A 25338-nucleotide genomic window follows, 5' to 3' on the forward strand; every position below is an offset into this window, starting at 1 on the left:
TGGATGGGGCCGTTCGGCCACGTCAGAGTGCCTGCGAGGTCCTCGCGACATCGACGACGAAGTCCGTGAAAGTTTGGGCAACACGGCTCGGAAGGGCGTCCTTGCGCCACGCGAGCACGACCGGCACCGGTTCCGGAGTCGGGTCGACGACGGGCAGCAGGACGAGTTTCCGGCCCTCGTAGGTGACGTCGACAGCGGGTCGCTGCACGAGCAGGGTCCACCCCAGTCCGCGCCCCACGAACGATCGTGCCGTCTCGAAGGTCTGCGTCCGGTATGCGATGGACGGGGTGAAGCCGGCCTCCGCGCACACCCGCAGGGCGTGGCCCGAACTCGGCGGGGCGTCGAGGAGCACCATGGGCTCGTCGGCGAGGTCGCGCAGGCGTACCTGCGAGGCCCCGGCGAGCGGATGGTCGGCCGAGACGAGCACCATCGGCTCGCGCACGTCGAGGGTGACCGTCTCGAGTCCCGGTTCGAGATCGAGGTCGTAGAGGAAGGCCACGTCGAGCTCGTGCGAGTCGAGCAACATCCGCAGACGGTTCTGGGTGTCCTCGCGAAAATCGACGTCGGCGCGCGGATGGGCGCGGGTGAACTCGGCGATGAGGGCGGGCAACAGCGTCGGCGCGAGGGAGAGATAACACCCCACCGCCACCGGACCGACGATGTCGCCCGCCTCCGACCGCGCGTCGCTCTCGAGTTCGCTCGCATGGTGCAGCAGCATCTTCGCCCGCTCGAGCACCGCGTGACCGGTCGGTGTGAGCTTGACGCCCCGCGCGCGTTGTCGGACGAGGAGCTTGACCGCGAGAGCCTTCTCCAGATCGGTGATCGCGGACGAGAGCGCCGAGTGGGACATGTGCATCGCGTCGGCGGCCGCGGTGATGGTGCCCCACTCGGCGACGGCGACGAACGCGGCGAGTTGCCTCATCGTGTACGTGGGCACCGCGTCCGTCCTGGGCATGGTCCTACCGTAGTCCCGGGTCCCGGCCGCTCTTGCGGGCGGAAGCGCTCACACGAACCGGAAGAGCGGCGGGATCGCGACGACCGCCAGTGCCGCCCACCCGCAGTAGACGGGCAGGTAGCGCATCTGCCAGCGCTCGACCGCCGCGAAACCGGAGCGACCCCGCAGGAACGAGATGCCGAGCCACGCCGCCCACACGAGGTTCACCAGGAGGACGAGGTTCAGGCCGAGGGCGGTGACCTTGTTGGCGGTGAAACCGAACTCGGCGATGCGGGTGGCCATCGCGGTGAGCATCAGCAGGTCGACGGCGAGCGCCGCGGCGATCAGCACGACCTGCAGCAGATCGAAGACGTCCGGTGCGGCGTGCGGGTCGCGGGCGGAGATCGAGTAGAGCAGGAGCCCGAGGACGAGCACGAGGATCAGGTCCATGAGGATCAGCAGGCCCCGGTCGACGTCGAGGACGCTGTGGGACGCGATCACCGCGACGAACAGCGCGACCAGCATGAGGATCGTGACGGGCGTGAACACCCGGGTGAGAACGGGTGCGATGTTCTCCACGACCTGCTGTTTCGCCTCGACGAGCCAGGCCGCGACGACGATCGCTCCGGCCGGCCCGAACGGGACGATCCACTGTTCGAAGAACGGTTCGATATCGATTCCCAGGGCGCTGAAGGCACCCGCGGTCAGCCCCATGAGCACGCCACCTCCGAGCGCGAGCAGCGCCAGGTACACGGCGCACTCCCCCGTGAAACGCACGAAGTCCATGCGACGGCGATGGGATCGCCACTGCCCCGCCACGTAGGCCGCTCCGACGACGAACCACAGGGCGACCGGGGCGTGGATCGCCGCGATGATTTCGGTGGCGCCGCCCGGCTCGAACGGGAAGGCGTTGAGCACGATCGCCGCGAGGACGAACGGAACAGCAAGGAGCGCACTGCTCTTCGCGCTCATCTCCCGCTTCCACGCGAAGTACAGTGCGAGGAAGGGCAGCACGAGCACGGCGGCGTTGCGCACCAGCGCGGTCTCCGGGAGCCATTCGAATCCGGCCCGGACGGCCAGACCGGCACCGAGCGTGCAGGCGAGGACGACCGCGAGTTCCCTACGGCGCCGAGGGGTTCCGGATTCCTCATCGCGGCCACCACCCGAGAGGACGAGCTGTTTCCACAGCCGGTCGGAGTGTTCCTGGGCGAACTCGCGGGAGATCTCGTCGAGACCGCCCATCCGGCCGACCGCGACGAGGAATGCCTCGTCGGCCGACAGTCCGACCGACACGAGATCCGAGATCTGTTCCCGCAGATGATCTTCCATCTCGTCGATGTCCGAGGACGAGATGACCCGATGGTCGGCGACGTAGCTGCGCCAGCCGGCGATCCGGTCCTCGAGAGGTGCGTCGAGTGTCATCACGACCACCCCGGCGCGACGGCGGGAGGCAACTGGGCCGACTGCCACACCTGGTGCAGCGCCTCGGCGACGACCGTCCACTGCGCCGCCCGTTCGGCGAGGACCTCGCGGCCCGCATCGGTGATGGCGTAGTGCTTGCGACGGCGGCCGTTGTCGGCGACACGCCAGGCGGCGGACACGTGCCCCGCCCGCTCGAGACGGTGCAGGAGGGGATAGAGCATCCCGTCGGTCCACTGCATCCGGCCCTGCGACAGCTCGTTGACGCGTTTGATGATCGCGTACCCGTACGACTCGCCCTCGGCGAGGATGCCGAGCACGAGCGGGGTGGCGGACGCGGCCACCAGATCCTTCTCGATGAACATGTCGTCCTCATACCTAGAAGTTCTATGGATAACGGTGACCCTAGCAGATCTAGGTATGAGGACCGAGCGCTCTCCGCGAAGCGGTGCGAAAGCGTCTACTGCCGGTCGTCGGATCCGGCGGTTGCGGAATCGGCAGATCCCGAAGCGGAAGATTCCGAAGCGTCGGAGCGACTCCACGTCTCCGTCACCCGCGCCCGCCCGCGTTCGAACACGTCGCCGAGGACTCCCCCGACCGCCTTGAGCGGGCTGCTCATCGAGTCCAGGGCCTCGGCGATCACCGGGTCCTCGTCGTCGAGCCAGCCCGCCTCGTCGGCGCGGCACGCCCACCGGAAGTCGTCGAAGTCCTGACGCAGACCCGCGAGCACCTTCGTCGTCCGTCCCGACGACAGGCGGCGGACGACCTCGATCGGGGTGCCCTCCGCGAACCGGGCGAGCGCGGCACGGGCGCGGCGCAGCAGTTCAGCGTCCTGCGTGAAGTGGTCGGCCAGGACCTGACGGGCAGAGGCCAGCGCGTCGCGCAGTTCGTCGTCGGGCGTGCGCGCCAGGTGCACGCGATGCCACAGGAACAGGCAGTCCTCGACCATCACGAGCAACTGCAGCGTCTCCCCCAGCGCCTCCTCCACCGCGACCTTCTGCAGCAGTTCGACGTGCTCGCCCACCGCCGCGTCGAGTCCGAGATCGTCGAGCGACGACGAGACGTGCCCGCGCAGACGCGTCACCGTCCGGGCGAGGACCTCCCCGAGGTCGGCGATCGCCTGCCAGTCCCGGTCGGGCAGACCGCCCGTGTGGTCGACGATCGATGCCGCCCGGGTCAGAGCATTGTGGGTCGCGACGATGTCGCCGGCCGGCTCCGCCCCGGCCAGGTCGAGCACGCGGTCGACGGTTCCGGGCGCCGCATCGTCGCCTTCGAGACGCACGACGGCGGCCTCCACCGACGCGACTGCTCCCCGCAACGCCTCGAGGACCGCGTCAGGGGCGGTGGGGACTGCAGCGGTGGGTTTCGACGTGTCGACCATTCCCCAATCGTGCTACGTCCGAGGGCCGGATGCATCACGTCCTCCGGCTCAGTTCGGGACGCGCACCCAAGCCTGTTCGAGCAGAGCCACCACTTCGGTCTCCCTGCGGGCCCGGTAGGCCGACAGGATCCGGCGCGGACGCGACTCCCCGTCGAGACCGAGAGCGGACGCCAACGCCGACGCGATCCGTTCCTCGGGGACGGTCTCCGGTTCGGTGTGGCCGATGAGCGAGAGCGCCTTGCGCAGCGGTTCGGCGTTGTCGGCGACGGTGCGCAGCGGCAGGACGTCGAACCGGCCGTCGGTGCGGACCTCGAGCAGCAGCTCGTTGTCCTCCTCCACCCCGACGTCCTCGAGGAACCGGCGGATCGAGGACAGACGCGGCACCGGTCCCGTCCAGCGCAGGGTCTGGCCGCCCAGGCGGGACGGGAGCACCACGTGCCCACCCGGTGCGCACCCGGCGATCGCGGCGACGGCGGACGGAACCGTGAACTCGGCTCCCCGCAGGTGGTCGCGGGTCGCGGGGATGCGCAGACGCCAGGCCTCGCCCAGCCGGTAGAGGCGGCGCGTGCGCTCGGGCACGGAGATCGGGACGTGCGAGCGGTGACGGCGCCGGACACGGCCGTCGACGACCTCGAAATCCCCTCCGGCCGTGAACGTCCGGGCGGAATCCTCGGAGATGCCGAATCGGTCGACGAGCGCGGCGACCACCATGTCGCGATCGGCACTGCCGCCGCGGGAATCGACCAGCCGTGCGATGCGGGTGCGGATGGCGGTGACCACGTCGACGTCCCACTCGGCCAGCGCCCAACGTTCACCGTCGGACGTGAAGCGCTCGTCGTCGGCGAGTTCGGAGACGAGGGTGTGGACGTCGGCGTTGACCCCCATGCGCGCGACGAGCGTGTCGGCGGTCAGGGGGTCGCCGAGCACCTCCAGGACCTGAGCGGCGCGACCGGCGAGTCCGTCCGGCGGGGACAGCAGACGGCGTTCGAAGGTCGTCGTGCCGCAGTACCGGGTCCACGCCTCGAACTCGTCGTCGGGAAGCGACCACACGGCCTTCACCGCGGCAGGCTCGACCACACCGTTCGGCGATTCGAACTCCGAGAGCAGTCCGCGCGTCTGTTTCTCGGCGTCGGGCAGATCCGGTACTGCGATCCACCCGTCCGCGACCTCGAAACGGTCGTCGAGGCGGTGCAGCACCCGCCACAGGGGCACGTCGAAACCCGGGACGGTCCGGCCCAGCACCGGGTGGGTGCGCACCATCCGGTCGAAGGCCGCCACCGGCCGCACGTCGACGCGCAGCGCCGCGAGCAGGTCGCCGACCGCCGTGCCGAACGGGAAGGTGGACGGCGCGGCCGGGTCGTCGACGTCGTCGTGGACGCGGCGCCGCAGGGCCGTGCGTTCCGCGTCGGGCAAGCCCTTCAGGTAGTCGGTGAGTTCGGCGATCGGATCGGCCGGCGCCGCCACCGGCAGGTCGCGGGCGGTGAGTGCTCGCAGCCGGGCCGCGGCGTCCTGGATCTCCTCCGGCGCCCCGTCGTCGATCACGGCTTGCAGGAGAGGAGCATCGTCCCGGCCGCACACGCGACTCCACCGCGCCAGCGCCGCCAGGTCGTCGAGGAGCAGCGCCGCGGCAGGCACCCGCGCGGCACGCGGATCGGCTTCGAGGGTGGCCGGTTCGCGGAGCACCGTCGCGACGAGGGCGGCGCAGACGATCTCCTCCACCGCATCGCGGTCGGCGCCGCGGATCCCGAGCAGGTCGGCCGGACTGCGGCTGAACAACTCGGCGGTGGTGGGTGCGTGCGGGAGGCGCGCGACGAGGGTCGCGGCGGCCGGGCCGAGATCGAGTGCGGCCACGGGCACTTCGTCCTCACGCAGCAGACCGTCCGCGAAGCGCAGCTCCGGGTGGTCGGTGACGTAGATGTGGGCGAGTTCGGCGCACAGTTCGGGGATCTCGGTGTGCTCGCAGGTCTCGGCGGGCGACTCGTTCTCCCACCAGCGGGACGACGACACGAGTGCCCCGAGAGCGGCGGTGCGGGCCGATCCGTAGCGGTCGATCCACGGCATCAGATCCACCCAGCGACGACTGTCGAGTTCGTCCGACGACAAGGCACGAGACCACAGCGACACTGACCGTTGCTCCTCTTCCACGCCCGGCGGAGGCCGCGGGCCCCCTCTCCGGCGTCGACGCCGCGCTCGTGCAGCGCGTCCACGCGAGGCGCCCTCGACCCGGACGCCGGTTCTCACCCTACAGTCCGAACGCCCCGTTTCCCGTCAGGTGAGGGCGATGTCGGAGTCGGAGTCGTCACGCGCCTCCGGACGCAGCCGCAGCAGGACGAGTCCCGTCACCGACGCGACGATGAGCGAGGCCACCAGCCCGTTCACGTGCAGCGCCCACACGGCGATCACCGCCCCGGCCAGTCCCCCCAGCAGAGCGATCCAGAGCAGTACTTTTCCCAGGACCGAAGCCATTTCCCTGCACCTTCCGGCAATTCACGATCAGAACGGTGAGGATAGTGTCATCTGTCACAGTCCTCGCGAAAGTCCATCGGTGTGTCGACGGATCGTGCCCCCACGGTGACCGGGGCATACTGGTGCGGTTCGAGACGGTGGGGTCGGCAGGAACACGACGGGGAGGCGGAAACTGTGGCGGGACCGACGAGTGACCGAGCGCGCACGGACGTGATCCTGCGGGACGTGACGCTGCGCGACGGACTGCAGCTGACCGGCAAGCTGCTTCCCACCGAACGCAAGGTGGAGATCGTCCGGACGCTGCTCGCAGCGGGCGTGCCCGAACTCGAGATCGGGTCCCTGGCGCGCGCCGATCTCGTGCCGCCGATGGCGAACACCCTCGACCTCGTTGCGGCGCTGACCGAGGAGGAACTCGACCGCTGCTGGATCTGGGTCGCCACGCCGCGCCATGTCGAGAAGGCGATCGCGGCCGGTGCCCGCCGGTTCCAGTACTGCTTCTCGGTCTCCGACGCCCACAACCGCGCCAACATCGGCCGCGACACCGAGGACAGCATCGCCGCGATGCCGGCGGCGATCGAACGCGCCCACGCCGCCGGCGGCAGCATCCAGTTGTGCCTGGCCACCTCGTTCACGTGCCCGTTCGACGGGCCGGTCGACCCCGACCGCGTCGTGGAGATCGCGTGCGACCCGCGCACCGACGGAGCCGCCGACATCGTCGTCGCCGACACCCTGGGTCAGGCCGTGCCCGGCCAGGTGTCGTCGCTGGTCGCGCGGCTGGCCGCCGAATCCCCCGACCGGCGGATCGTCTACCACGGTCACGACACGTGGGGTCTCGGTGTCGCCAACAGCCTCGCCGCGATCGACGCCGGAGCGACCGTCGTCGACGGTGCGCTCGCCGGCCTGGGCGGATGCCCGTTCGCGCCGGGCGCGAGCGGCAACACCGCGAGCGAGGACCTGCTGTTCGCGACCCGTCCGTCGTGGCTGGATCCGGAGGTCTTCGGCTCCCTGGTCCGGCTCGGTGAGGACATCGTCGCCGAACTGGACGAACCGAACCGGTCGCGTGCCCGGCAGGGCGCCCGCTCCGAGGCCGAGGCCTTCGACTGGGTGCTCCGGTGACCCGCATCCTGATCGCCCCCGACAGCTTCAAGGGCACCTACACCGCCGTCGAGGTCGCCGACGCGATCGCCTCCGGGGTGGAGAGCGCCGGGCACACCGCGATCCGGATGCCCGTCGCGGACGGCGGTGAGGGCACTCTCGACGCGCTCGCCGGGCCCCTCGGTCTCGCCCGGATCGAGGTCGAGGCCGTGAATCCGTGGCGGTCACCGTGCCGCGGGCTGCTGGGGATGTCGCCGGACGGCACGGCGGTCGTCGAACTCGCAACGGCGAGCGGCATCACCACCCCGCACGACGGTCCGCGCGACGCCGTCACCGCCGACACCTACGGCACCGGGATGGTCATGGCCGAAGCCGTCCGGCGGGGAGCACGGCACATCGTCGTCGCGGCCGGTGGATCGGCGACGACCGACGGTGGTGCGGGCGCGATCGCCGCGATCGACGAGCGGGGTGGGCTCGACGACGCCCGCGTCACCGTGCTGTCCGACGTGACGACCCGCTACACCGATGCGGCACGGATCTTCGGGCCGCAGAAGGGCGCCGATACGGCGGCCGTCGCGCTGCTCACGCGCCGCCTCGAGGAGACCGCGTTGACACTCCCCCGCGACCCGCGGGAGGTCGACGGCTCGGGTGCGGCCGGTGGTTTCTCCGGTGGGATGTGGTCGCGGTTCGGTGCCGAACTGCGGTCTGGAGCCGACTTCGTGCTCGACGCAGTGGGATTCGACGACGCCGTGCGCACCGCCGATCTCGTGGTGGTCGGCGAGGGACGACTCGACGGCCAGTCGCGGGCGGGCAAGATCGTCTCGGCGATCCTCGCGCGCTGCGGCGACGTTCCGGTGGTCGCGGTGGTCGGTTCGGTCGGCGACGACCTCGGCGACTACCGCGAGCGGTTCGCCGACGTCGTCGTCGCGTCCGATGCGGAGGCGCTGACGCGCGCCGGTCGGGCACTGCGAGTCTGAGCGGCGCGCCCGATCACCGGCCGGTCACGGAGCGGTGGGAGGCGCGCTGCCGCAGGGTATCTCGGTGGGCGTCTCGGGCGTCGGCACCGGGTCGACCGGATCGGACGCGTGGGCCGGCCACGATGCCGGTCGCGCCTCGGAGCACGGGTCGGCGGCGGGTGTGCGGTCGGGCGACGGCACCGGCGACGGCGGGGGCGCCACGGCGGTCTGCAGACCGGGCGCGGAGCGTTCCGCCTGCACGCCGCTGCTCACCGCGACGGCCAGTCCCCCACCCAGCAGGGCGACGAGCGCGACGAGCGTGGCCAGCAGGACGGTGCCGCGACGGCGGTTCGTGGGCGCGGCGACGACCGTCGGGGTACGGCGGGCGGCTGCGACGAGCGCGGCGCCGGTCGCGCGATGCCAGGGCACCCCGTGCGGAGTCACGAAGGGAACACCGAGGACGGTGGCAAGTTCTCGTGCCGGACGGGCGTCGCCGGGACGCAGATCGAGGAAGACCACGGCGTCGGGCGAGGTGCCGGCGCGGGCGACCGCTTCGTCCATCGCCTCGGGCAGCGACTGTGTGTAGGGACCGAACTCGTCGCCGTCGGGGCTGACCGTGGACAGCACCGTGCGCGAGGGGACGTCGACCATCGATGCCGATTCGACGCCGTAGGTGCGGGTGTGCAGGGCCAGGACCGGCAGTTCCGCGAGTTCCGGTGCGCCGGCGAGGAAGGCCAACCGCGCTTCGTCGAGCAGGACCGAGTCGACGTCGATACCGAGTACGGCTCGCACCGCCTCGGTGACCGGTTCGGCGTCCTCGTCGTTCTCGGGACCGGTCACCACCGCGGCCGCGGACAGCGTCAGTGACGCCGCGGCGGCACGTTCCGCCATGGCGGAGGCGGCAGCGGCGGCGGCCTCGGCCGGTGTGTCCCCGGGTGCGTCGAAGCCCCGCTGGGAGTCGAACGGACCGAGACTCGGAACGTCGGCATCGACGAGGACCGCGCACACTTCACCCTCGTCGACGGAGATGCCGAGCATCGGGCGCATCTGTTCGTCCCTCCACGGCTGCCAGCACGAATCACGACGGCCCGAGCGGCCGTCGCTCGGACGAGCCTAACCGACATCCGGGCCTACTCCCGGTAACAACCGACGGTGAGTCCGACGGTCGCGGCGACGTAACTGCCGAAGGTGATGTACGAGCCGTCGGCCGCGAACATCCGGACGGCGAAACCGGTATCCGGAGGCAGCACATGGCGACCGTGGAAGCCCGCCCGCGCGGCGGTGTCCTCGAAGACCCTGGCCGCACGGTCGAGTTCGTCGACCGGCACCGGCCGTCCCGACCCGTGGATCGGAAGGTGCACCGTCAGACCCGAGGTGCCGTCGGGCAACGTGCATCCCGCCGTGGTGCTCGCGTACTTCGGTTCGAAGCGCACGCCGGGGAACTCGGCGGACAGTGCGGTGAGGACGTCGCGCTGCACAGCGGTGTAGAACTCGACCGCGCCCGCGCTGGTCGTGGCGACCGGTTCGGGCATCGCGACCGGGGTCACCGTAGTGGTGCACGCGGCGAGCAGTGCTGCCGGAACGACGACGCTCGCCCCGAGCCGGGAAGTCCACGCAGAGGTCACGGCGTACTCCGTTCCGCGGTGCCCGCGACGACACCGGCAATGTGGTGGGAACTCGACGTTCCGGGGGTGAGATACGAGCTGTGGCCGGTGATGCCCGCGAGCGGGACTCCGGCGGTGGTGGTGCCGGGACCGGCGGGAAGATGCGTCAGGCCGTCGAGGAAGCTCGGGTCGCCCCCGAAGGTTCCGACGTCGGCGACGATGTCGCATTCGGCTTCGACGAGATAGGCGGAGCCGGGCGGGATCCGCAGGTCGGTCACGTCGCCGGTCCCGATCCCGGGAGCCCCGACGAACACCGCGGCGTCGACCGCACCGGTCTCCCTCAGCGCCAAACCGGAGACGACGGCCCCGTACGAATGCCCGACCGTGGTGATACGCGGGTCGTCGGGGCGCGAGGCCGCGATGCCGTCGAGGAAGTCGACCAGGCGAGGCGCGGCGATTCGGGCGGCGAGGTCGGAGACCGGACTGCGCTCGGTGAACGCGAGACCCCATCCCCAGTGGGGCGCCTGGTAATTCAGCCAGGTGACCGCCGCGACGGAGGGATCGCCGCCGGTGAGGTGGAGCCGAGCGGAGTCGCGCAGCGCCGCGACCTGCGCGTCGTAACCCTGCAGATTGCCCTGCACGGTCGAGCCGGCGCCGGGGACGAAGACGGCCAGGTGGTCGGCGGTGTCGACGTCCCCGACGGCCACCGCCGCCATCGCTTCGCGTCCGGACAGGTCGAGGGCGATCAGTTGCCGGTCGCCGTGGGCGAGGGTCGCGTCGATCGCGTCGAGGGCCTCGATCTTCCGCACTGTCTGTTCGAGCCCGGCATCGGCGTCGGTGAACAGTCCGGTGACGCCGAGAGGGTCGATCACGGTGCCACCGAGGAACATCGCGTCGAGTTCGGCCCGCAGTTGGGTCGCCACGGATTCGAGGCGGCGACGTTCGTCGTCGAGCAAGGCACGATTGGCGAGATCGCGAGCCACGGCGGGTATTCCGTCGAGGGCACCGATCCGTTGAGGATGTTCGGCGACCAGCGCGGTGCGTGCCGTGTCGTCGAGACCGTTCCACCACTGCGCGACCTGCACGGGACCGGTGGCCGGATCGGGCAGGGCCGGCAGCGTCGTCGATCCCGACCGTGGAATCGCGGTGTGGAGGCGATCCTGTTCGCCGAGAACCGTTCCCGACGGCTCGGATTCGGCACTCAGGCGAGCGGCGGCCTCGCGGTCGAGCCCATCGGCACGGACGAGCAATGATCGCAGCGACGCCGCGAGCAGTTCGTCGCCGTCGAGCGGGAAACCCCGTGCAGCGGCCCTGGCCTGCAGCTCGCCCAGTTCGGCGTGCAGTGCCCGCAGTCGCGGCACGACGAACCGCGCACACGCGGACACCTGCCGGTACGCCTCGGCCTGCGCCGCGAGATCCCGCCCGCACGAGGAGAATACGGACCTTGCTCCATCGTGGGCCGCACCGCTCCAGGCGTCGCCGAAGGATGCCGACCGCACCACGTCGCCGGCCACGGCGTCCACCGCGTCGGCGCACGCCGCGAGTTCGGTCGCCATGCGCTCGAGCGCATCCGGATCCCACCCCGCCAGATCGTCCACCCGCATACCACCACCCCCTGCCGCGGAAGCATAGGGGGCACCGACGACGACCGGCCCACGGAATGCTCCGCGGGCCGGTTGCTGTGGACAACTCCACTGCCTGTGGACAACTCGTGTCCACCTGCACTTTCTGCCTACATGTCGCTGATCGCTTCGAGCGGCGGCGTCTTCGCCGCACGCTGGCCGGGCCACAGCGCCGCGAGGACACCGATGATGCCGGACGCGACGAGCATGCCGACGACCTGCGACCACGGCACCGAGATGATGTCGAGTCCCTGATCAGCGAGGGTGCGCACGAACGCCCAGCCGAACGCGAGACCGAGCACGACACCCACGACCGCACCGAATACTGCGATGAGCAGCGACTCCAGGTAGATCGTGCGACGCACCTGGGCGCGTTGCATACCGACAGCGCGGAGCATGCCGATCTCCCGCCGCCGTTCCACCACCGACAGTGCCAGGGTGTTGACGATGCCGAGGATGGCGATGACCACGGCGAGGGCGAGCAGGCCGTAGAGGATCGCGAGGAGCATGTCGATCTGCTGCGCCTGCTGTCCCTTGAACTGCTCACGGTCGAGGACCTGCACGATCACGTAGTCCTTGACCGCCTCCTCGATCGACGCGCGCACGGTCTCCGGATCGGCACCGTCGACGGTGTTCATGAGGACGACGAGCGCCGACCGGTTGTTCGGCGGCGTGAACTGCTCGAACAGCTGCTGCGAGACGACCCACGGACCGATCAGCTGGTTGTCGGTGAAGATGCCGGCGACGGTGGTGTCGACGGTGTCGCCGTCGCGGCTGGTGAGCGGAACGGTGGAGCCCACCTCCCAGCCGCGGTCGTCCGCCGAGGTCTGCGAGACGAGGATCTCGTTCCCGGTCACCTCGAAGGCACCCGCGACCATGTCCAGGTCGAGAACGTCCTGGAGGGGTCCGCCCGCTCCGGTGCCGAACTCGAAGTCCTCGTCGATCTTGGCCTGCACGCCGTAGGCGGGCACGACCTCCTCGACGCCGTCCACCCCGCGGACCGCCTCGGCGGCGGGGGCCGGGACGCCGAACATCTGCGGCCCGGTGAGCATGAAGTCCGCTTCGACACCGTTGTCGACGAGCGCGTCGACACTGGCCTTCGCCGACGACCCGAACACACCGATGACGGAGACGAGCATCAGACCCAGGGTGAGGGCGAAGGCGGTCGCGGCGGTGCGACGTGGATTGCGGGTCGCGTTGGTGCGCGCGAGACGGCCGATCGCCCCGAAGGGCCGGGCGAAGACCGCGCCGAGCGCGTTCACGACGGGTCGGGACAACGCCGGTGCCGCGAACAGCACCGACAGGATCAGCAGGAAGGCACCGATACCGACGGTCGCGGCCGCGCCACCACCGACCTGCTGTGCGCCCACCACGACGAGCGCCGCACCGACGATCGCGCAGAGCACACCGATGATCGTGCGGATGCGCAGCGACTCGACGGTCGCCGTGGATTCCTCGCGCATCGCGGCGACGGGCGGAACATGGGTCGCGCGCCGCGCCGGGGCGTAGGCGCTGACCATCGTCACGACCACGCCGACGAGCAGCGCGACGATCACGGTGCGCGGGGACAGCTGCAGCGGTCCCGACGGCAGTCCGAGATCCGCGGCGTTCAGTGCCGCGCGCAGACCGTAGGCGAGGGCGACGCCCGCGGCGATACCGATGATGCTGCCGATCAGGCCGACGACGAAGGCCTCGAGGGTGACCGATCGGCCGACCTGCTTGCGGCTCGCGCCGATCGCGCGGAGCAGGGCGAGTTCGCGCAGTCGCTGGGCGACGATCATCGAGAAGGTGTTGTAGATGATGAACGTGCCGACGAGCAGTGCGATCGCGCCGAACGCGAGCAGGAAGTAGTTGAGGAAGTTCAGAGCCTCGGCGACCTGCGACTTGGTCTCCTCGGTGACCTCGGCTCCGGTCTGCACCTTCAGATCGGGCAGCGCCGCCGCGATCTCGTCGCGCAGCTGCTCGGGCGAGAGCGAACCGTCGCCCGCGACGTCGAGGAAGCCGACGTGCCGGCCGTCGGTGAACAACTGGGAGGCCTGTTCCTCGGTGAACAACGCACCGATGTAGCCGCCGGTGTCGGTCTCGAGTTCGTAGATGCCGCTGACGGTCACCGGCACCATGCCCTGCGAGATGGTGAGCACGGTCGTGCTGTCGCCGATCGAGAGATCACCGCGTTCGGCCGCGCTCTCGTTGAGCGCGATCTGCCCGCTCTCCGCCGGCGGTCCACCGGCCACGAAGGTCTCCGGATCGCCGACGAGACGGTCGGGCGGGATGTAGGCGTAGCCCTCGGCGGGTGCGCCTCCGGTCTGGATCGCGGCGCCCTCGGAGTCGAGGACGATGATGCCGCCCCCGATCGACGGGGACGTGCGCTCGACGCCGGGGAGGGCGGCGACCTGGTCCACGGCCTCGATCGGGACACCGCTGGTGCCGTACTGCTCGGTGCTGACGCGGACGTCGACGCCCTGGGCGACGTCGCCGAAGATGCCGTCGAAGGTGCGCTGGAGCGTGTCGGTGAAGACGAACGAACCGGTGATGAAGGCCGTGCCGAGCACCACGGAGAGCACGGTCAGGGCGAGCCGCACCTTGTGTGCGGCGAGGTTGCGCAGGGCAACCCTGCGGATGGGATTCCCACTCATCGCGGTGTCTCCTATTCCGCCACGGGAGCCGCGGAGGCGGGATCGAACTGCTTCATCCGGTCGAGCACACGTTCGGCCGTCGGTTCGCGCATCTCGTCGACGATGCGTCCGTCGCCGAGGAACACCACGCGGTCGGCGTAGCCGGCGGCACGCGGGTCGTGGGTGACGATCACGACGGTCTGGTCGAACTCGTCGACGGCCGCGCGCAGGATGGACAGCACCTCACCGGACGAACGCGAGTCGAGGTTGCCGGTCGGCTCGTCGCCGAAGATGATCTCGGGCCGGCCCGCGAGGGCACGCGCGCACGCGACACGCTGCTGCTGGCCACCGGACAGTTCGCCGGGACGGTGTCCGAGACGGTCGGTGAGACCCAGACGGGTGACGACGGTGTCGAGCCATTCCTGATCGACCTTGCGGCCCGCGATGTCCACCGGGAGGGTGATGTTCTCGAGCGCGGTGAGGGTGGGGACGAGGTTGAACGCCTGGAAGACGAAGCCGATGCGGTCGCGCCGCAGCTGGGTCATCCCCTTGTCGGACAGGGTCGTCAGATCGGTGTCGCCGATGAAGACCGCTCCGGAGGTCGCGCTGTCGAGACCTGCGAGGCAGTGCATGAGAGTCGACTTGCCCGATCCGGAGGGACCCATGATCGCGGTGAACTCACCGGCGGCGAAATCCGCGGTCACACCGTCGAGGGCGTGTACCGCGGTTTCTCCGGTGCCGTAGATCTTCTTCAGGTCCTGGGCGCGGGCTGCTGGGGCCGAGTGCAGTGGCATGCACCCATCTTCCCGGTGCCGGGACCACTGCACCATCGGGGAGGACCCCGATCTTCGATTCGGGGATACGGGTGTATGCCGGGGCGGTGGCTCAGGCCCAGCGTGCCTGGCCTCCGTCCAGCGGGATCGTCGCGCCGGTGAGATAGCGTGCGTCGTCGCTCACAATCCACGCCACGGCGCGCCCGATGTCCTGCTCGGGGTCGCCGATGCGGCGGAGCGGGATGGTTTGCACGAACTCGGCGGCCTCCTCCGGGTTCGTCTCCGTCCACCATTTCAGGCCGGGCGACAGGGCGTGCGGGGCGATGGCGTTGACGCGGATGCCGTCGGTCCCCCATTCCGCTGCCGCGGTACGGGTGAGCGACCGCAGCGCCTCCTTGGTCGAGGCGTAGCCGCCGTAGCCGCTCATGTCCCAGCGCACCGCCGCGGAGGTGACCATGTTGACGATCGATCCGCCGCCGCGTTCCTTCATGATCGGGTGGACGAGCTGCATGGCGTGCAGCGCCGCGAGCGGACCCGAGCGGTACGCCTTCTCCAGCACGGCCGGCTTCAGGTCGAGCAGCGGCCCGAGCGGATTGAAGCTCGCATTGTTGACGAGGATGTCGACACCTCCGAACGCCCCGACCGTCCGGTCCACCGCGGCGGCGATCGCCTCCGGATCGGCGATGTCGCACACGACCGGCTCGGCGATGCCACCGAACGCGCGGATCTGCTCGGCGGTGTCGATCAGCTTCGATTCGGTCCGGCCGGCGACCGCGATGGCCACGCCTTCGCGGGCCAGCGCGAACGCGACCCCCTGACCGATCCCCTGACCTGCGCCGGTGATCAGCGCGACCCTGCCGTCGAGTTTCCCGCCTTCGAGTGTGCCCATGCGAGGAGTCGAGCAGATTCCGGGCACGTCCGGGTGTTGCGGTCCCGGTCGGCGGGACACTGCCCTAACCTGTGGCACATGCGGATAGGTGCGCACGTCCGGCAGGACGACGATCCCATCGGTCAGGGCGAGCATCTCGGTGCCGATCTGGTGCAGGTGTTCCTGTCGGACCCGCAGAAGTGGACGAAGCCCGGTGAGCATCCGCGCACCGAGGAGATCCTCGCGTCGGACGTCGACGTGGTGGTGCACTCGCCGTACGTCATCAACGTGGCGAGCCTGAACAACAGGGTGCGGATGCCGTCGCGCAAGGCCGTCGCCGACCACGCCGAGGCGGCCGCGCGGATCGGCGCGCTCGGGCTGGTGGTCCACGGCGGGCACGTCCGCGCGGGTGAGGACGTCGCCGCCGGGGTGGAGAACTGGCGCAAGCTGTTCGAACGGCAGGAGGACAAGGGCGGGTTCGGGGTGCCGATCCTCGTCGAGAACACCGCGGGCGGCGACTTCGCGATGGCCCGCTACATCGACGCGATCGGGCGTCTGTGGGACACCATCGGCGACTACGGCCCCGGATTCTGCCTCGACACCTGCCACGCCTGGGCGGCCGGGGAGGATCTCGTCGGTGTCGTCGAACGGGTGCGTGCGGTCACCGGCCGGATCGATCTGGTGCACCTGAACAATTCGCGTGACGAGTTCGATTCGGCCCGCGACCGGCACGCCAATCTCGCCGACGGGCAGATCGATCCGCAGTTGCTCGCGGAGATCGCGGTGCAGGCCGACGCACCGATCGTGCTCGAGACCCCGGCGGAGGGACTCGCCGAGGACATCGCCTTCCTGCGGGAGCACTCGACCTGACGACGCACTCCGTTCTACGTTTGCGTCGTGCGCGGACCGATGCACCGTGTCGACGGCGCGCCTCTGTCTCCGACCGAAGCGCACGCCCCCGAAGCTGCGGTCACATGCCGGGAAGCTCGCCGGTCAGATAGTGCTGCACGGTGGGGGCGACGATCCCGACGAGCTGCTCCGACGGCATCGACGCGAGCGGTTCGAGTCCGATGATGTAACGCACCAGCATGATCCCGGTCATCTGGGTGGCCACCAGCTCGGCCCGCAGTCTGCCGGTGCCGACCGGACGATCGATGCGCTCGAACAACGGCGCGAGCGCGACCTCCAGCAGGAACGAGCGGATCAGACCGCTGTCACCGCCTGCGATCTGCGCACGGAACATCGCCACGGCCGCGTCGCGGTGCGGCGAATCCCACACACCGAGAAGGGCGGTCACGAGAGCACGGCCGAGATCCTTGGGTGCGGCCGCGTAGACGGGGGCGAGGACGTCGCGCGGATCGACCGGCAGCGCGATGGACGCGGTGAACAGTTGCAGCTTGGTGCCGAAGTAATGGTGCACGAGCGCCGGGTCCACCCCGGCACGGGCTGCGACCGCACGCACCGTCGTCTTGTCGAATCCGTTGGCGGCGAACAGTTCCCGGGCGCTCGCGAGGATGTCGTCGCGCGCGCCCGAGTTCCCGGGGCGGCGGCCGGGGCGCCGCGTCCCGGCCTCGCTCGTCACGGGGTGCGACGGCGCAGTGTCGCCGCACCGAGCGTGAGGGCCGCGGCGGCGAACGCCGCGACGACGATCAGATCCCGCACCATGACGCCGGTGACCCCAGGATTCACGGTGATCTCCTGCAGCGCCTCCACCGCGTAGCTCAACGGCAGTGCGTTGCTGATCCAGCGCAGCCAGTCGGGCAGATCGTCCCGGGCGACGAGCAACCCGCACAGCAGGAACTGCGGAATGACGATCACCGGCATGAACTGCACGGCCTGGAACTCGGTGCGGGCGAAGGCGCTGCACAGCAGCCCCAGGGAGACCCCGAGGACGGCGACGAGAACCGCGACGATCAGCACCCACAGCACCGATCCGGCGCTGGTGACGTCCAACAGCCAGAAGGCCACCACGCAGGCGAGACCGGCCTGGACGGCCGCCGCGAGCGAGAAAGCGCTGCCGTAACCGGCGAGCAGGTCGAGTTTCGTCAGCGGTGTCGTGAGTAGCCGTTCGAGGGTGCCCGAACTGCGCTCGCGTTGCATCGCGATGGAGGTGACCAGGAACATCACGACGAACGGGAGGATCCCGAGCATCGTGACGGCGATCCGGTCGAACAGCGAGACTCCGCCCGGACCGGTGGGGGCGTTCTGGTACATGAAGTACAGCAGCGTCATCAGCAGGCTCGGGACGAGCACGATCATCGCGACGGTGCGATGGTCGGCCCGCAGTTGACGCAGGATGCGGGTGGTCGTGGTGGCATAGATGACAGCGCTCACGGTCGTGCTCCCGTCCGGTTCCGGATGAGTCGGAGAAAGGCGTTCTCGAGGCCCGTCTCCCCCGTCTGTTCGCGCAGTTCGACCGGGGTCAGCTGGGCCACCAGTCGGCCTTCGCGCAGGAGGACGAGCTCGTCGCAGTGGTCGGCCTCGTCCATGACGTGGCTCGACACGAGCAGGGTGGTGCCGCGGTCGGCGAGTGCACGGAAGTGCTCCCACAACTCGGCGCGCAGCAGCGGATCGAGTCCGACGGTGGGTTCGTCGAGCACGAGGAGTTCGGGATCGCCCACCAGCGCGCACGCGAGCGACACCCGTCCGAGCTGGCCGCCGGAGAGGGCCGACGTCCGGTTGTCGGCGTGGTCGGTCAGCCCGACCGCCGCGAGGGTGTCGGCGACCGCGGCGCCCTTCCGCCCGTAGAGGGAGGCGAAACAGGAGACGTTCTCGGTGACGGTCAGGTCGGGGTAGACGCTCGGCGACTGAGTGACGTACCCGATGCGGCGGCGCAGTTCGGCGCTGCCCGCGGGCAGGCCCAGCACCGTGACCGTGCCGGATTCGACGATCTGGGTGCCGACGATCGCGCGCATCAGGGTGGTCTTCCCGCAGCCCGAGGGGCCGAGCAGTCCGGTGATCGAACCGCGCGGGACGCGCACGCTCACGCCCTCGAGGGCTCGGTGGGTGCCACGCCGGACGTGCAGGTCGCGGATGTCGACGGCGTCGGAGATGTGGTCGATGTTCATGGTCCACTCAATTCATCGAGTGTTGAAATCATCCTCGGATGAATTGTGCGCCTCACGTCTCGATCCGGTCAACCCCCGCGAGCGTCGCCAGGGGTCGCCAGCAGCTCCGACGTACCATGAGCCCCATGAAGCACACGCGTCTCACACTGGCCGTCACCGCAACAGCACTGGTCCTGGCGGGATGCTCCGCCGGCGGCGACGAGCCCGCGCCCTCCCCCGCCGTCTCGGTCGACACGCCGACGTCCTCGGCTCCCGAGACCACCATCTCCGACGCGGTCCCGCGCGACGCGCGCGAGAAGGTCTCCCCGGCCGGAGAGGGCGCGAAGCTCACCGTCGTCGACATCCGTACCGGACGTCACGAGGGCTTCGATCGCGTGGTCTACGAACTCGGCGGCGAGGGCACACCGGGATGGCGGGTCGGCTATGTCGACGAGCCGCTCCAGCAGGGCAGCGGCAACGAGGTCGCCGTCGCAGGCGACGCCGTGCTGCAGGTGCTCATCGACGGTTCGGCCTATCCGTTCGACAGCGGTGTCGAGCAGTACGACGGCCCGGATCCCGTGCTCGCCGATGCCGGCGGATCCGTGGTGGAGGTCAGCGGTTCCGGGGTCTTCGAAGGTGTCACCCAGTCGTTCATCGGCCTCGCCGCCCACGGCACCCCGTTCTCGGTGTACTCGCTCAGCGGGCCGACCCGCGTGGTGATCGACGTGGCCCGGTGACCGCTGCTGCTGTCCCGACACCGGCTCGGAGGTGACGTCCGGGACCGAAACGGGCTGACCTCACGACCGGACTGCGGCACCGTGTCCGTGCTGCCACGTCCCCGCCACCCGTCCCGTCGGTGGGGACGCCTGGATACGTCGCCAGATCTCCGCCGCCGCACTCTGCACCGACACCAGCAGGCGTCTGTCGCCGATCCGGGCGGACGGCCCGAAGACCGAGAGTGCGGCCGCCTGTCCGGTGTCGATCCGGCCGATAGGCACCGCAGCGCAACCGAATCCTTTCCTGCACTGTTCCTGGTCGTAGGCCAGGCGGGTCTGCCGGACACGTTCAGCTTCGGGAGAATCGCTGCCCAGCGCGGCCAGAAGCGCTCTGCCGATGGTCGACGACGAGGCCGGAAGTCGTTTGCCTGCCCACGAATTCGACACAGCCGAACCTTCGCCACCGATCGCCTCGAGATACACCGCATCGTCCCCGTCGAGGACACCCAGGTGCACGACGCACCCACTGATGCGGTGGAGCCGGTGCAGAGTGGGCAGAGCGGCTCGTCGCACCATGTTGTGCTGTGCGGCCGCGGAGCCGAGTTCGATCATCCGCAACCCCAGCTGGTAGTCCATTCCGTCCCGATGGACCCACCGCAGCTCGACGAGTTGTTCCAGTGCGCGATGGACGGAGGTGCGCGACAGTCCCGTAGCAGCCACGATCCGGGACAGAGTGAGGCGTTCCGCGTTCTCCAGCGCGGACAGGATCAACGCGGTGCGCTGGATCGTGCCCTTCGGAACAGTCTGCGGGTCGTCGATGTGCATCCGGTCTCCTGTGTCGTCCTCACGGTCTTCGTAGCACCACGGCAGAACACCGTCGGGCAAACTTCCGGACACCGGGAACAGACCTGTCGCGGAAGACCGTGGTTCCTGTGTACTCGGCCTGTGACCCACCCCGTCTGCTCGCGACCCGGACCTCTGCTGCAGGGCCGGCGCGCCCTGGTGACCGGCGGTTCCGGAGGAATCGGGGCTGCGGTGACGACGGCGTTCGCCGCACACGGTGCCGATGTACTCGTCGTCGATGTCGATACCGGCGCCGAATTCGACTTCGACAGCGCTGCAGGCGGTTCCATCCGGATCATGGAATGGGACGTCCGTTCGGCGGTGTGCGCACCCGAGATCGTCGATCACCGACCGGACGTGCTCGTCAACAACGTCGGCCACTATCTGCGGCCCCCGCATCGCTTCACCGACAACGACCCGTCGCTGTGGGACGAACTGCACGAGATCAATCTCGGCCACGTCCTGCGTCTGACGCACGCCCTTCTCCCCGGTATGGCCGAGGGTGGAGGTGGTTCGATCGTCAACCTCACCACGGTCGAGGCACACCGGGCGATTCCCGGTCACGCTGTCTACTCCGCGTACAAGGCGGCACTGAGGCAGTTCACGCGGTCGCTCGCCGCAGAGGTCGGACCGGACGGCATTCGGGTCAACGCGATCGCCCCGGACCTCATCGATTCCGTACAGGTTCCGTACGACCGACTCGTACCGGAACAGGATCGAGCGCTGTGGCCCACCTGGTCGCCTCTCGGTGGCCCCGGACGCCCCGAGGACGTCGCCGGAGTGGCCCTGTTCCTGGCGTCGGATCTGTCGCGTTTCGTCACCGGCGGCACGATCCACGTCGACGGCGGTACCCATTCGAGCGGAGGCTGGGTCCCGAGACATTCCGGTGGGTGGACCAATCGCCCCCGACATCCCTGATCTGTTCCACGACAACGAAAGATGTAACACATGAAGATCCTTCTCGTCGGTGGTACCGGCATGATCGGCACGCACGCGGCGCTGCTCCTTCGCGAACACGGTGACGACGTCACGGTCGCCGCTCGCGGAGCGTTGCCCGACGATTCTCCGGTAACCGGGTTTCCGCTCCTCGTCGGCGATTACACCGTTCCTACCTTCACCGCAGAACAACTCCGGGGTTTCGACGGTGTCGTCTTCGCTGCCGGACAGGATCCGCGGCATCGCACGGACGGGGGCGACGACGAATCGTTCTGGGAGACCACGCAGAGCATCGGTGTGCCCCGCTTCGCCGCCCTCGCCAAACAGGCCGGAGTGGGTCGTTTCGTGCAGATCGGCAGTTACTACCACCATCTGCAACCGGCCTTCGCAGACACCAACCCCTACGTGGCGGCGCGCCGGGACGCCGACGAGGGCGCACGGGCGCTGGCCGACGACTCGTTCACCGTGTGCACCCTGAACCCGCCCTCGATCATCGGGGCGGTACCGGGTGCTTCGGCCCGGCGCTACCGGCGCATGGTGTCCTGGGCGGCCGGCAAGGAACCGGCCTTCCCGGACTTCGCTCCTACGGGAGGCACCAACTACATGTCGGCGCACTCCCTCGCCCAGGCGATCCACGGCGCGCTGCATCGAGGAGAATCCGGCAAGGCCTATCTCGTCGGCGACCAGAACCTTCTGTACAAGGAGTTCTTCCAGCTCATGGTCGATGCCGCCGGCGGCGATCGCAACATCCCCGAGCGGGACGAGTCGCATCCCTTCCTGCCCGACGCTGCGATCGTGCAGGGCAGAGGCAACCGCCTGTCCTACGAGCCGGCGGCCGAAGAAGTGCAGCTCCTCGGATACGACCGCAACGATTGCACTCGGGCCGTCGAAGAGCTCGTCGAGGTCGTTCTCGCTGCCGGTCGCTGACCGATCCCGGGCAGTCGGTTCGGACGGGATCCGACCGAACCGACGCCGGGACGGGGTGGTTCAGGCGGTGGGCACCGTGACGGGACGATCGTCGATGATGTCGACGATCAGTTCCCTGCGGGCGATCCGCCAGCGACCGTCCTCACGCCGATAGGCATCCCGATAGCGGAGGGTGATCGCGCTGTCACGCATGCCGTCCCTGCTCCGGTACAGATGGTGGGCGAGGCAGTACACCCATCCGGTGGCGCTGTCACCGTCCACGTCGATCACCCGCTGATGCACGGCGTGGTGGGTGGCGTGCAGGTGCGCGGTGCCGTCGAGCACCATCGCGACGATCGCATCCCGGCCTACCGTGATCGCCGTTCCGGCACCGCGGGTCATGACGGGAGGTCGGACGAACTCGGCGTCCGCTGTGAACAGGGCAGCCAGCGCGGCCGGGTCACGGGTGTCGACCGCCACCGAGTACCGGCCGGCCGGATCCGAAAGATCGTTCATTCGATGCAGTATCCGGTCTCGGACCGTGTGGCCGGTGCCGGAGTCCACTGAATGGAACTGAATGGGATCGCCAACCGATCCTCGGCGGGATCCTCCCCGAGTTCCGATACCGGTGACCTCGCCCGTCGGCGACGGCGCCCCGCCCCTGGACATCACACCTAGGCTTGACCTCGAGCGCACTCGAGGTCCTAGCCTCGGCTGCGACCCGAGGAGGCCGACACCATGAGCATGGAAGTCACCGCGTGGAACGCGATGTACAACGCGATGCACGCCGAGAGCGACCGCAGGCCGTTCTCCCGAGCGAGCCTGCGGCGGATCGCCGAGTTCGCCCGGCCGCACCGTCGCAACATCACCTTCTATCTTGCCCTGAGCGTGACCATCGCAGCGCTCGGCGTCGCGACCCCGGTGCTCGCCGGGCGGGTGATCGACGCGATCGTCGACGGCGCCGCGGTCTCGGTCGTGGTGCTGCTCGCGGTGATCATCGCCGCGATCGCACTGGTCGAGGCCGGCCTCGGGATCGCGAACCGTTGGTTGTCGGCGAGCATCGGCGAGGATCTCATCCTCGACCTGCGCACCACGGTCTTCGACCACGTGCAGCGCATGCCGGTCGCCTTCTTCACGAGAACCCGTACGGGCGCGCTCGTCTCGCGCCTGAACAACGACGTCATCGGTGCGCAGCGCGCCTTCAGCGACACCCTGTCCGGCGTGGTCGGCAACATCGTCACCCTCGCGATCACCCTGGTGGTGATGGTCGGGATCTCCTGGCAGATCACACTTCTCGCACTGCTGCTGCTCCCGATCTTCGTGGTCCCCGCCCGGCACATGGGTGCCCGGCTCGCGCAGCTCAGCCGGGAGGCGGCCAACCACAACTCGGTGATGAACACGCAGATGACCGAACGGTTCTCGGCTCCGGGCGCCACCCTGGTCAAGCTGTTTGGCCGTCCGGCGCAGGAGTCGAGGGAGTTCGCCGTCCGGGCGAAGCGGGTCCGCGACATCGGGGTACGCACCGCGATGCTGCAGAGCGTGTTCGTCACGGCCCTGACACTGGTGTCCGCGCTCGCGCTCGCGCTCGTCTACGGCCTCGGCGGCTTCTACGCCCTGCGCGATCAGCTCGATCCCGGTTCGGTGGTCGCGATGGCGATGCTCCTCACTCGCCTGTACTCGCCGCTGACGGCGCTGGCCAGCGCCCGCATGGACGTCATGAGTGCGATGGTGAGCTTCGAGCGGGTCTTCGAGATCCTCGACCTGAAGCCGCTGATCGAGCAGTCGCCCGACGCCCGGCCGGTGCCCGGCGGCCCGGTCGCAGTGGAACTCCGGGACGTCGCCTTCGCGTATCCGTCCGCCGACAAGGTCTCGCTCGCCTCCCTCGAGGAGGTTGCGGTGCTCGATTCGCGGGGCGGCGAAGAGGTGCTGCACGACGTGTCGTTCCGCGTGGAACCGGGCCGGATGGTCGCGCTGGTCGGATCGTCCGGTGCAGGCAAATCGACCATCGCCCAACTGATCCCGCGACTATATGATGTCGATTCCGGTGCCGTGCTGCTCGGCGGAGCGGACGTCCGCGAACTCACCGCCGATTCGATCCGCGCGACGGTCGGGCTCGTCACCCAGGACGGTCACCTGTTCCACGACACGGTCCGCAACAACCTGCTGCTCGCCCGCCCCGAAGCCGGCGAGGACGAACTGTGGGACGCCCTGCGTCGCGCACGCCTCGAGCCCCTGATCGCGTCGTTGCCGAACGGACTCGACACGGTCGTCGGCGAACGTGGCTACCGGCTCTCCGGTGGTGAGCGTCAGCGGCTGACGATCGCGCGGCTGCTGCTGGCCCATCCGCGGGTGGTGATCCTGGACGAGGCCACCGCTCATCTCGATTCGACCTCGGAGGCCGCCGTGCAGGAGGCGTTGACCGAAGCGCTCGAGGGTCGCACCTCGGTGGTCATCGCACACCGTCTGTCGACCATCCGCGCCGCCGACGAGATCCTGGTCGTCGAGGCCGGACGCATCGTCGAACGCGGCAACCACGACGATCTCCTGGCGGCGGGCGGCCGCTACGCGGAGCTGTACCGCACGCAGTTCGCCGATTCGGGACCGAAGGTGTCGGCGGGAGCCCCCATACTCGACGCATGAGCGCCCGAGAACACGACCTGTTGCTGAAGTTGCTCTCCAACCAGTTCGACGCCCTGCGCAACGCGCTGTCGGGCCTGACCGAGGATCAGGCCCGCAGCGCGCCGAGCGCATCGTCGATGAGCCTGGCGTCGCTGGTCAACCATCTCGTCGACGGTCTCGTCGCCACGGACGGCCGGATCCGAGGCGACAACCCTCGCGACGCCGACCCGGTCGCGGCGTGGCAGGCCGGGTGGCGGGTCGAGGAGAGCGAGACGGTCGCCGACCAGCTCGCCCGTCTCGACGCCGAGGCCGAGCGGTTCGCCGCGACGGTTCACGGCGAAGCCGATCTCGGCCGGGTCGTCGAGATCTCCCCCGGCGTCGCGCAGTGGCTCGATCAGGGCGAACCGTTCACAGTCCGGTTCCTGATCCTGCATCAGATCGAGGAGTGGGCCCGCCACGCCGGGCACGCCGACATCATCCGCGAGTCGATCGACGGAGCCACCGCCGACGTCCTGGCGCAACGGACGAGCTGACGGCC

The 25338-nt window shown here is 69.6% G+C and carries 25 protein-coding genes; 8 read left to right on the forward strand and 17 right to left on the reverse strand.

The annotated features are described in order from the left end of the window. Positions 1–22: 22 nt before the first annotated feature. The 6 genes from ACPCXD_RS15755 to ACPCXD_RS15780 form a co-directional block, all read right to left on the reverse strand. The gene (locus tag ACPCXD_RS15755) at positions 23–955 is read right to left on the reverse strand and encodes a LysR family transcriptional regulator (protein WP_026061793.1); all 933 of its coding nucleotides are present in this window, start codon (positions 953–955) and stop codon (positions 23–25) included. A gap of 48 nt (positions 956–1003) precedes the next feature. Further along, positions 1004–2356, reverse strand: a complete 1353-nt coding sequence (locus tag ACPCXD_RS15760) for a permease prefix domain 1-containing protein (protein WP_423660251.1) — start codon at positions 2354–2356, stop codon at positions 1004–1006. Next, entirely contained in the window at positions 2356–2718 is a 363-nt protein-coding gene (locus ACPCXD_RS15765; protein ID WP_016691962.1) for a PadR family transcriptional regulator, read from the reverse strand. Before ACPCXD_RS15765 ends, ACPCXD_RS15760 begins: the two co-directional genes overlap by 1 nt. 95 nt (positions 2719–2813) lie before the next feature. Continuing rightward, positions 2814–3734, reverse strand: a complete 921-nt coding sequence (locus tag ACPCXD_RS15770; RefSeq protein ID WP_423660253.1) for a hypothetical protein — start codon at positions 3732–3734, stop codon at positions 2814–2816. A gap of 48 nt (positions 3735–3782) precedes the next feature. Continuing rightward, complete coding sequence (locus ACPCXD_RS15775) at positions 3783–5858, reverse strand: hypothetical protein (RefSeq protein WP_160874762.1); 2076 nt, start codon at positions 5856–5858, stop codon at positions 3783–3785. Positions 5859–6002: 144 nt separating this feature from the next. Beyond that, the gene (locus ACPCXD_RS15780; RefSeq protein ID WP_059382923.1) at positions 6003–6200 is read right to left on the reverse strand and encodes a hypothetical protein; all 198 of its coding nucleotides are present in this window, start codon (positions 6198–6200) and stop codon (positions 6003–6005) included. 210 nt (positions 6201–6410) lie between these two features. On the opposite strand from ACPCXD_RS15780, the gene ACPCXD_RS15785 reads away from it, so the two are divergent. Continuing rightward, positions 6411–7316 (forward strand): hydroxymethylglutaryl-CoA lyase-like TIM-barrel protein, encoded by a 906-nt coding sequence (locus tag ACPCXD_RS15785; RefSeq protein WP_277371257.1) that lies wholly within the window; start codon positions 6411–6413, stop codon positions 7314–7316. Next, positions 7313–8272, forward strand: coding sequence for a glycerate kinase family protein (locus ACPCXD_RS15790; protein ID WP_258260333.1), 960 nt, complete (start codon positions 7313–7315; stop codon positions 8270–8272). The genes ACPCXD_RS15785 and ACPCXD_RS15790 overlap by 4 nt, the downstream gene beginning before the upstream one ends. Before the next feature lie 24 nt (positions 8273–8296). On the opposite strand, the gene ACPCXD_RS15795 is transcribed toward ACPCXD_RS15790, so the two are convergent. From ACPCXD_RS15795 to ACPCXD_RS15820, 6 genes are all read right to left on the reverse strand, one after another. Beyond that, positions 8297–9298: a hypothetical protein gene (locus ACPCXD_RS15795; protein WP_423660256.1), complete on the reverse strand. Its 1002-nt coding sequence runs from the start codon at positions 9296–9298 to the stop codon at positions 8297–8299. Between the two features lie 83 nt (positions 9299–9381). After that, positions 9382–9876, reverse strand: a complete 495-nt coding sequence (locus tag ACPCXD_RS15800; protein WP_160874770.1) for an LppA family lipoprotein — start codon at positions 9874–9876, stop codon at positions 9382–9384. Further along, positions 9873–11459: an alpha/beta hydrolase gene (locus tag ACPCXD_RS15805; protein ID WP_301847133.1), complete on the reverse strand. Its 1587-nt coding sequence runs from the start codon at positions 11457–11459 to the stop codon at positions 9873–9875. Before ACPCXD_RS15805 ends, ACPCXD_RS15800 begins: the two co-directional genes overlap by 4 nt. A 128-nt stretch (positions 11460–11587) precedes the next feature. Beyond that, on the reverse strand, positions 11588–14113 hold the full coding sequence (locus ACPCXD_RS15810) for an ABC transporter permease (protein ID WP_160874774.1): 2526 nt from the start codon (positions 14111–14113) through the stop codon (positions 11588–11590). A gap of 11 nt (positions 14114–14124) precedes the next feature. Next, positions 14125–14886, reverse strand: a complete 762-nt coding sequence (locus ACPCXD_RS15815) for an ABC transporter ATP-binding protein (protein ID WP_160874776.1) — start codon at positions 14884–14886, stop codon at positions 14125–14127. Positions 14887–14977: 91 nt separating this feature from the next. Next, entirely contained in the window at positions 14978–15754 is a 777-nt protein-coding gene (locus tag ACPCXD_RS15820) for an SDR family NAD(P)-dependent oxidoreductase (RefSeq protein WP_160874778.1), read from the reverse strand. Between the two features lie 78 nt (positions 15755–15832). Between ACPCXD_RS15820 and ACPCXD_RS15825 the strand changes: the two genes are divergently transcribed. Further along, positions 15833–16603: a deoxyribonuclease IV gene (locus ACPCXD_RS15825; RefSeq protein WP_145692635.1), complete on the forward strand. Its 771-nt coding sequence runs from the start codon at positions 15833–15835 to the stop codon at positions 16601–16603. A gap of 100 nt (positions 16604–16703) precedes the next feature. Here ACPCXD_RS15825 and ACPCXD_RS15830 read toward each other — a convergent pair whose 3' ends face one another. Genes ACPCXD_RS15830 through ACPCXD_RS15840 form a run of 3 tightly spaced genes read right to left on the reverse strand, consistent with a single transcriptional unit; the run spans position 16704 to position 18801 of the window. Continuing rightward, a complete protein-coding gene (locus ACPCXD_RS15830) occupies positions 16704–17315 on the reverse strand; it encodes a TetR/AcrR family transcriptional regulator (RefSeq protein WP_145692636.1) in 612 nt (203 codons plus the stop codon). Beyond that, complete coding sequence (locus tag ACPCXD_RS15835) at positions 17312–18067, reverse strand: ABC transporter permease (RefSeq protein WP_145692637.1); 756 nt, start codon at positions 18065–18067, stop codon at positions 17312–17314. Before ACPCXD_RS15835 ends, ACPCXD_RS15830 begins: the two co-directional genes overlap by 4 nt. Next, positions 18064–18801: an ABC transporter ATP-binding protein gene (locus ACPCXD_RS15840; protein ID WP_145692638.1), complete on the reverse strand. Its 738-nt coding sequence runs from the start codon at positions 18799–18801 to the stop codon at positions 18064–18066. Before ACPCXD_RS15840 ends, ACPCXD_RS15835 begins: the two co-directional genes overlap by 4 nt. Positions 18802–18926: 125 nt before the next feature. On the opposite strand from ACPCXD_RS15840, the gene ACPCXD_RS15845 reads away from it, so the two are divergent. After that, positions 18927–19517, forward strand: a complete 591-nt coding sequence (locus tag ACPCXD_RS15845; RefSeq protein ID WP_145692639.1) for an AMIN-like domain-containing (lipo)protein — start codon at positions 18927–18929, stop codon at positions 19515–19517. A gap of 60 nt (positions 19518–19577) precedes the next feature. Here ACPCXD_RS15845 and ACPCXD_RS15850 read toward each other — a convergent pair whose 3' ends face one another. After that, complete coding sequence (locus ACPCXD_RS15850; protein ID WP_237451159.1) at positions 19578–20321, reverse strand: IclR family transcriptional regulator; 744 nt, start codon at positions 20319–20321, stop codon at positions 19578–19580. Positions 20322–20441: 120 nt separating this feature from the next. On the opposite strand from ACPCXD_RS15850, the gene ACPCXD_RS15855 reads away from it, so the two are divergent. Further along, positions 20442–21257, forward strand: coding sequence for an SDR family NAD(P)-dependent oxidoreductase (locus tag ACPCXD_RS15855; protein WP_016933927.1), 816 nt, complete (start codon positions 20442–20444; stop codon positions 21255–21257). Between the two features lie 30 nt (positions 21258–21287). Continuing rightward, positions 21288–22202, forward strand: a complete 915-nt coding sequence (locus tag ACPCXD_RS15860; protein ID WP_016933928.1) for an NAD-dependent epimerase/dehydratase family protein — start codon at positions 21288–21290, stop codon at positions 22200–22202. 60 nt (positions 22203–22262) lie between these two features. On the opposite strand, the gene ACPCXD_RS15865 is transcribed toward ACPCXD_RS15860, so the two are convergent. Further along, positions 22263–22697: a nuclear transport factor 2 family protein gene (locus tag ACPCXD_RS15865; protein ID WP_037223305.1), complete on the reverse strand. Its 435-nt coding sequence runs from the start codon at positions 22695–22697 to the stop codon at positions 22263–22265. Positions 22698–22919: 222 nt separating this feature from the next. Here ACPCXD_RS15865 and ACPCXD_RS15870 point away from each other — a divergent pair, with 222 nt between their 5' ends. Next, the gene (locus tag ACPCXD_RS15870; protein ID WP_423660261.1) at positions 22920–24821 is read left to right on the forward strand and encodes an ABC transporter ATP-binding protein; all 1902 of its coding nucleotides are present in this window, start codon (positions 22920–22922) and stop codon (positions 24819–24821) included. Continuing rightward, entirely contained in the window at positions 24818–25333 is a 516-nt protein-coding gene (locus tag ACPCXD_RS15875) for a mycothiol transferase (RefSeq protein ID WP_016691982.1), read from the forward strand. The genes ACPCXD_RS15870 and ACPCXD_RS15875 overlap by 4 nt, the downstream gene beginning before the upstream one ends. Positions 25334–25338 lie beyond the last annotated feature (5 nt).

Origin of the sequence: Rhodococcus sp. AB351, assembly GCF_049538275.1 — a bacterium.
Taxonomy (GTDB): domain Bacteria; phylum Actinomycetota; class Actinomycetes; order Mycobacteriales; family Mycobacteriaceae; genus Rhodococcus.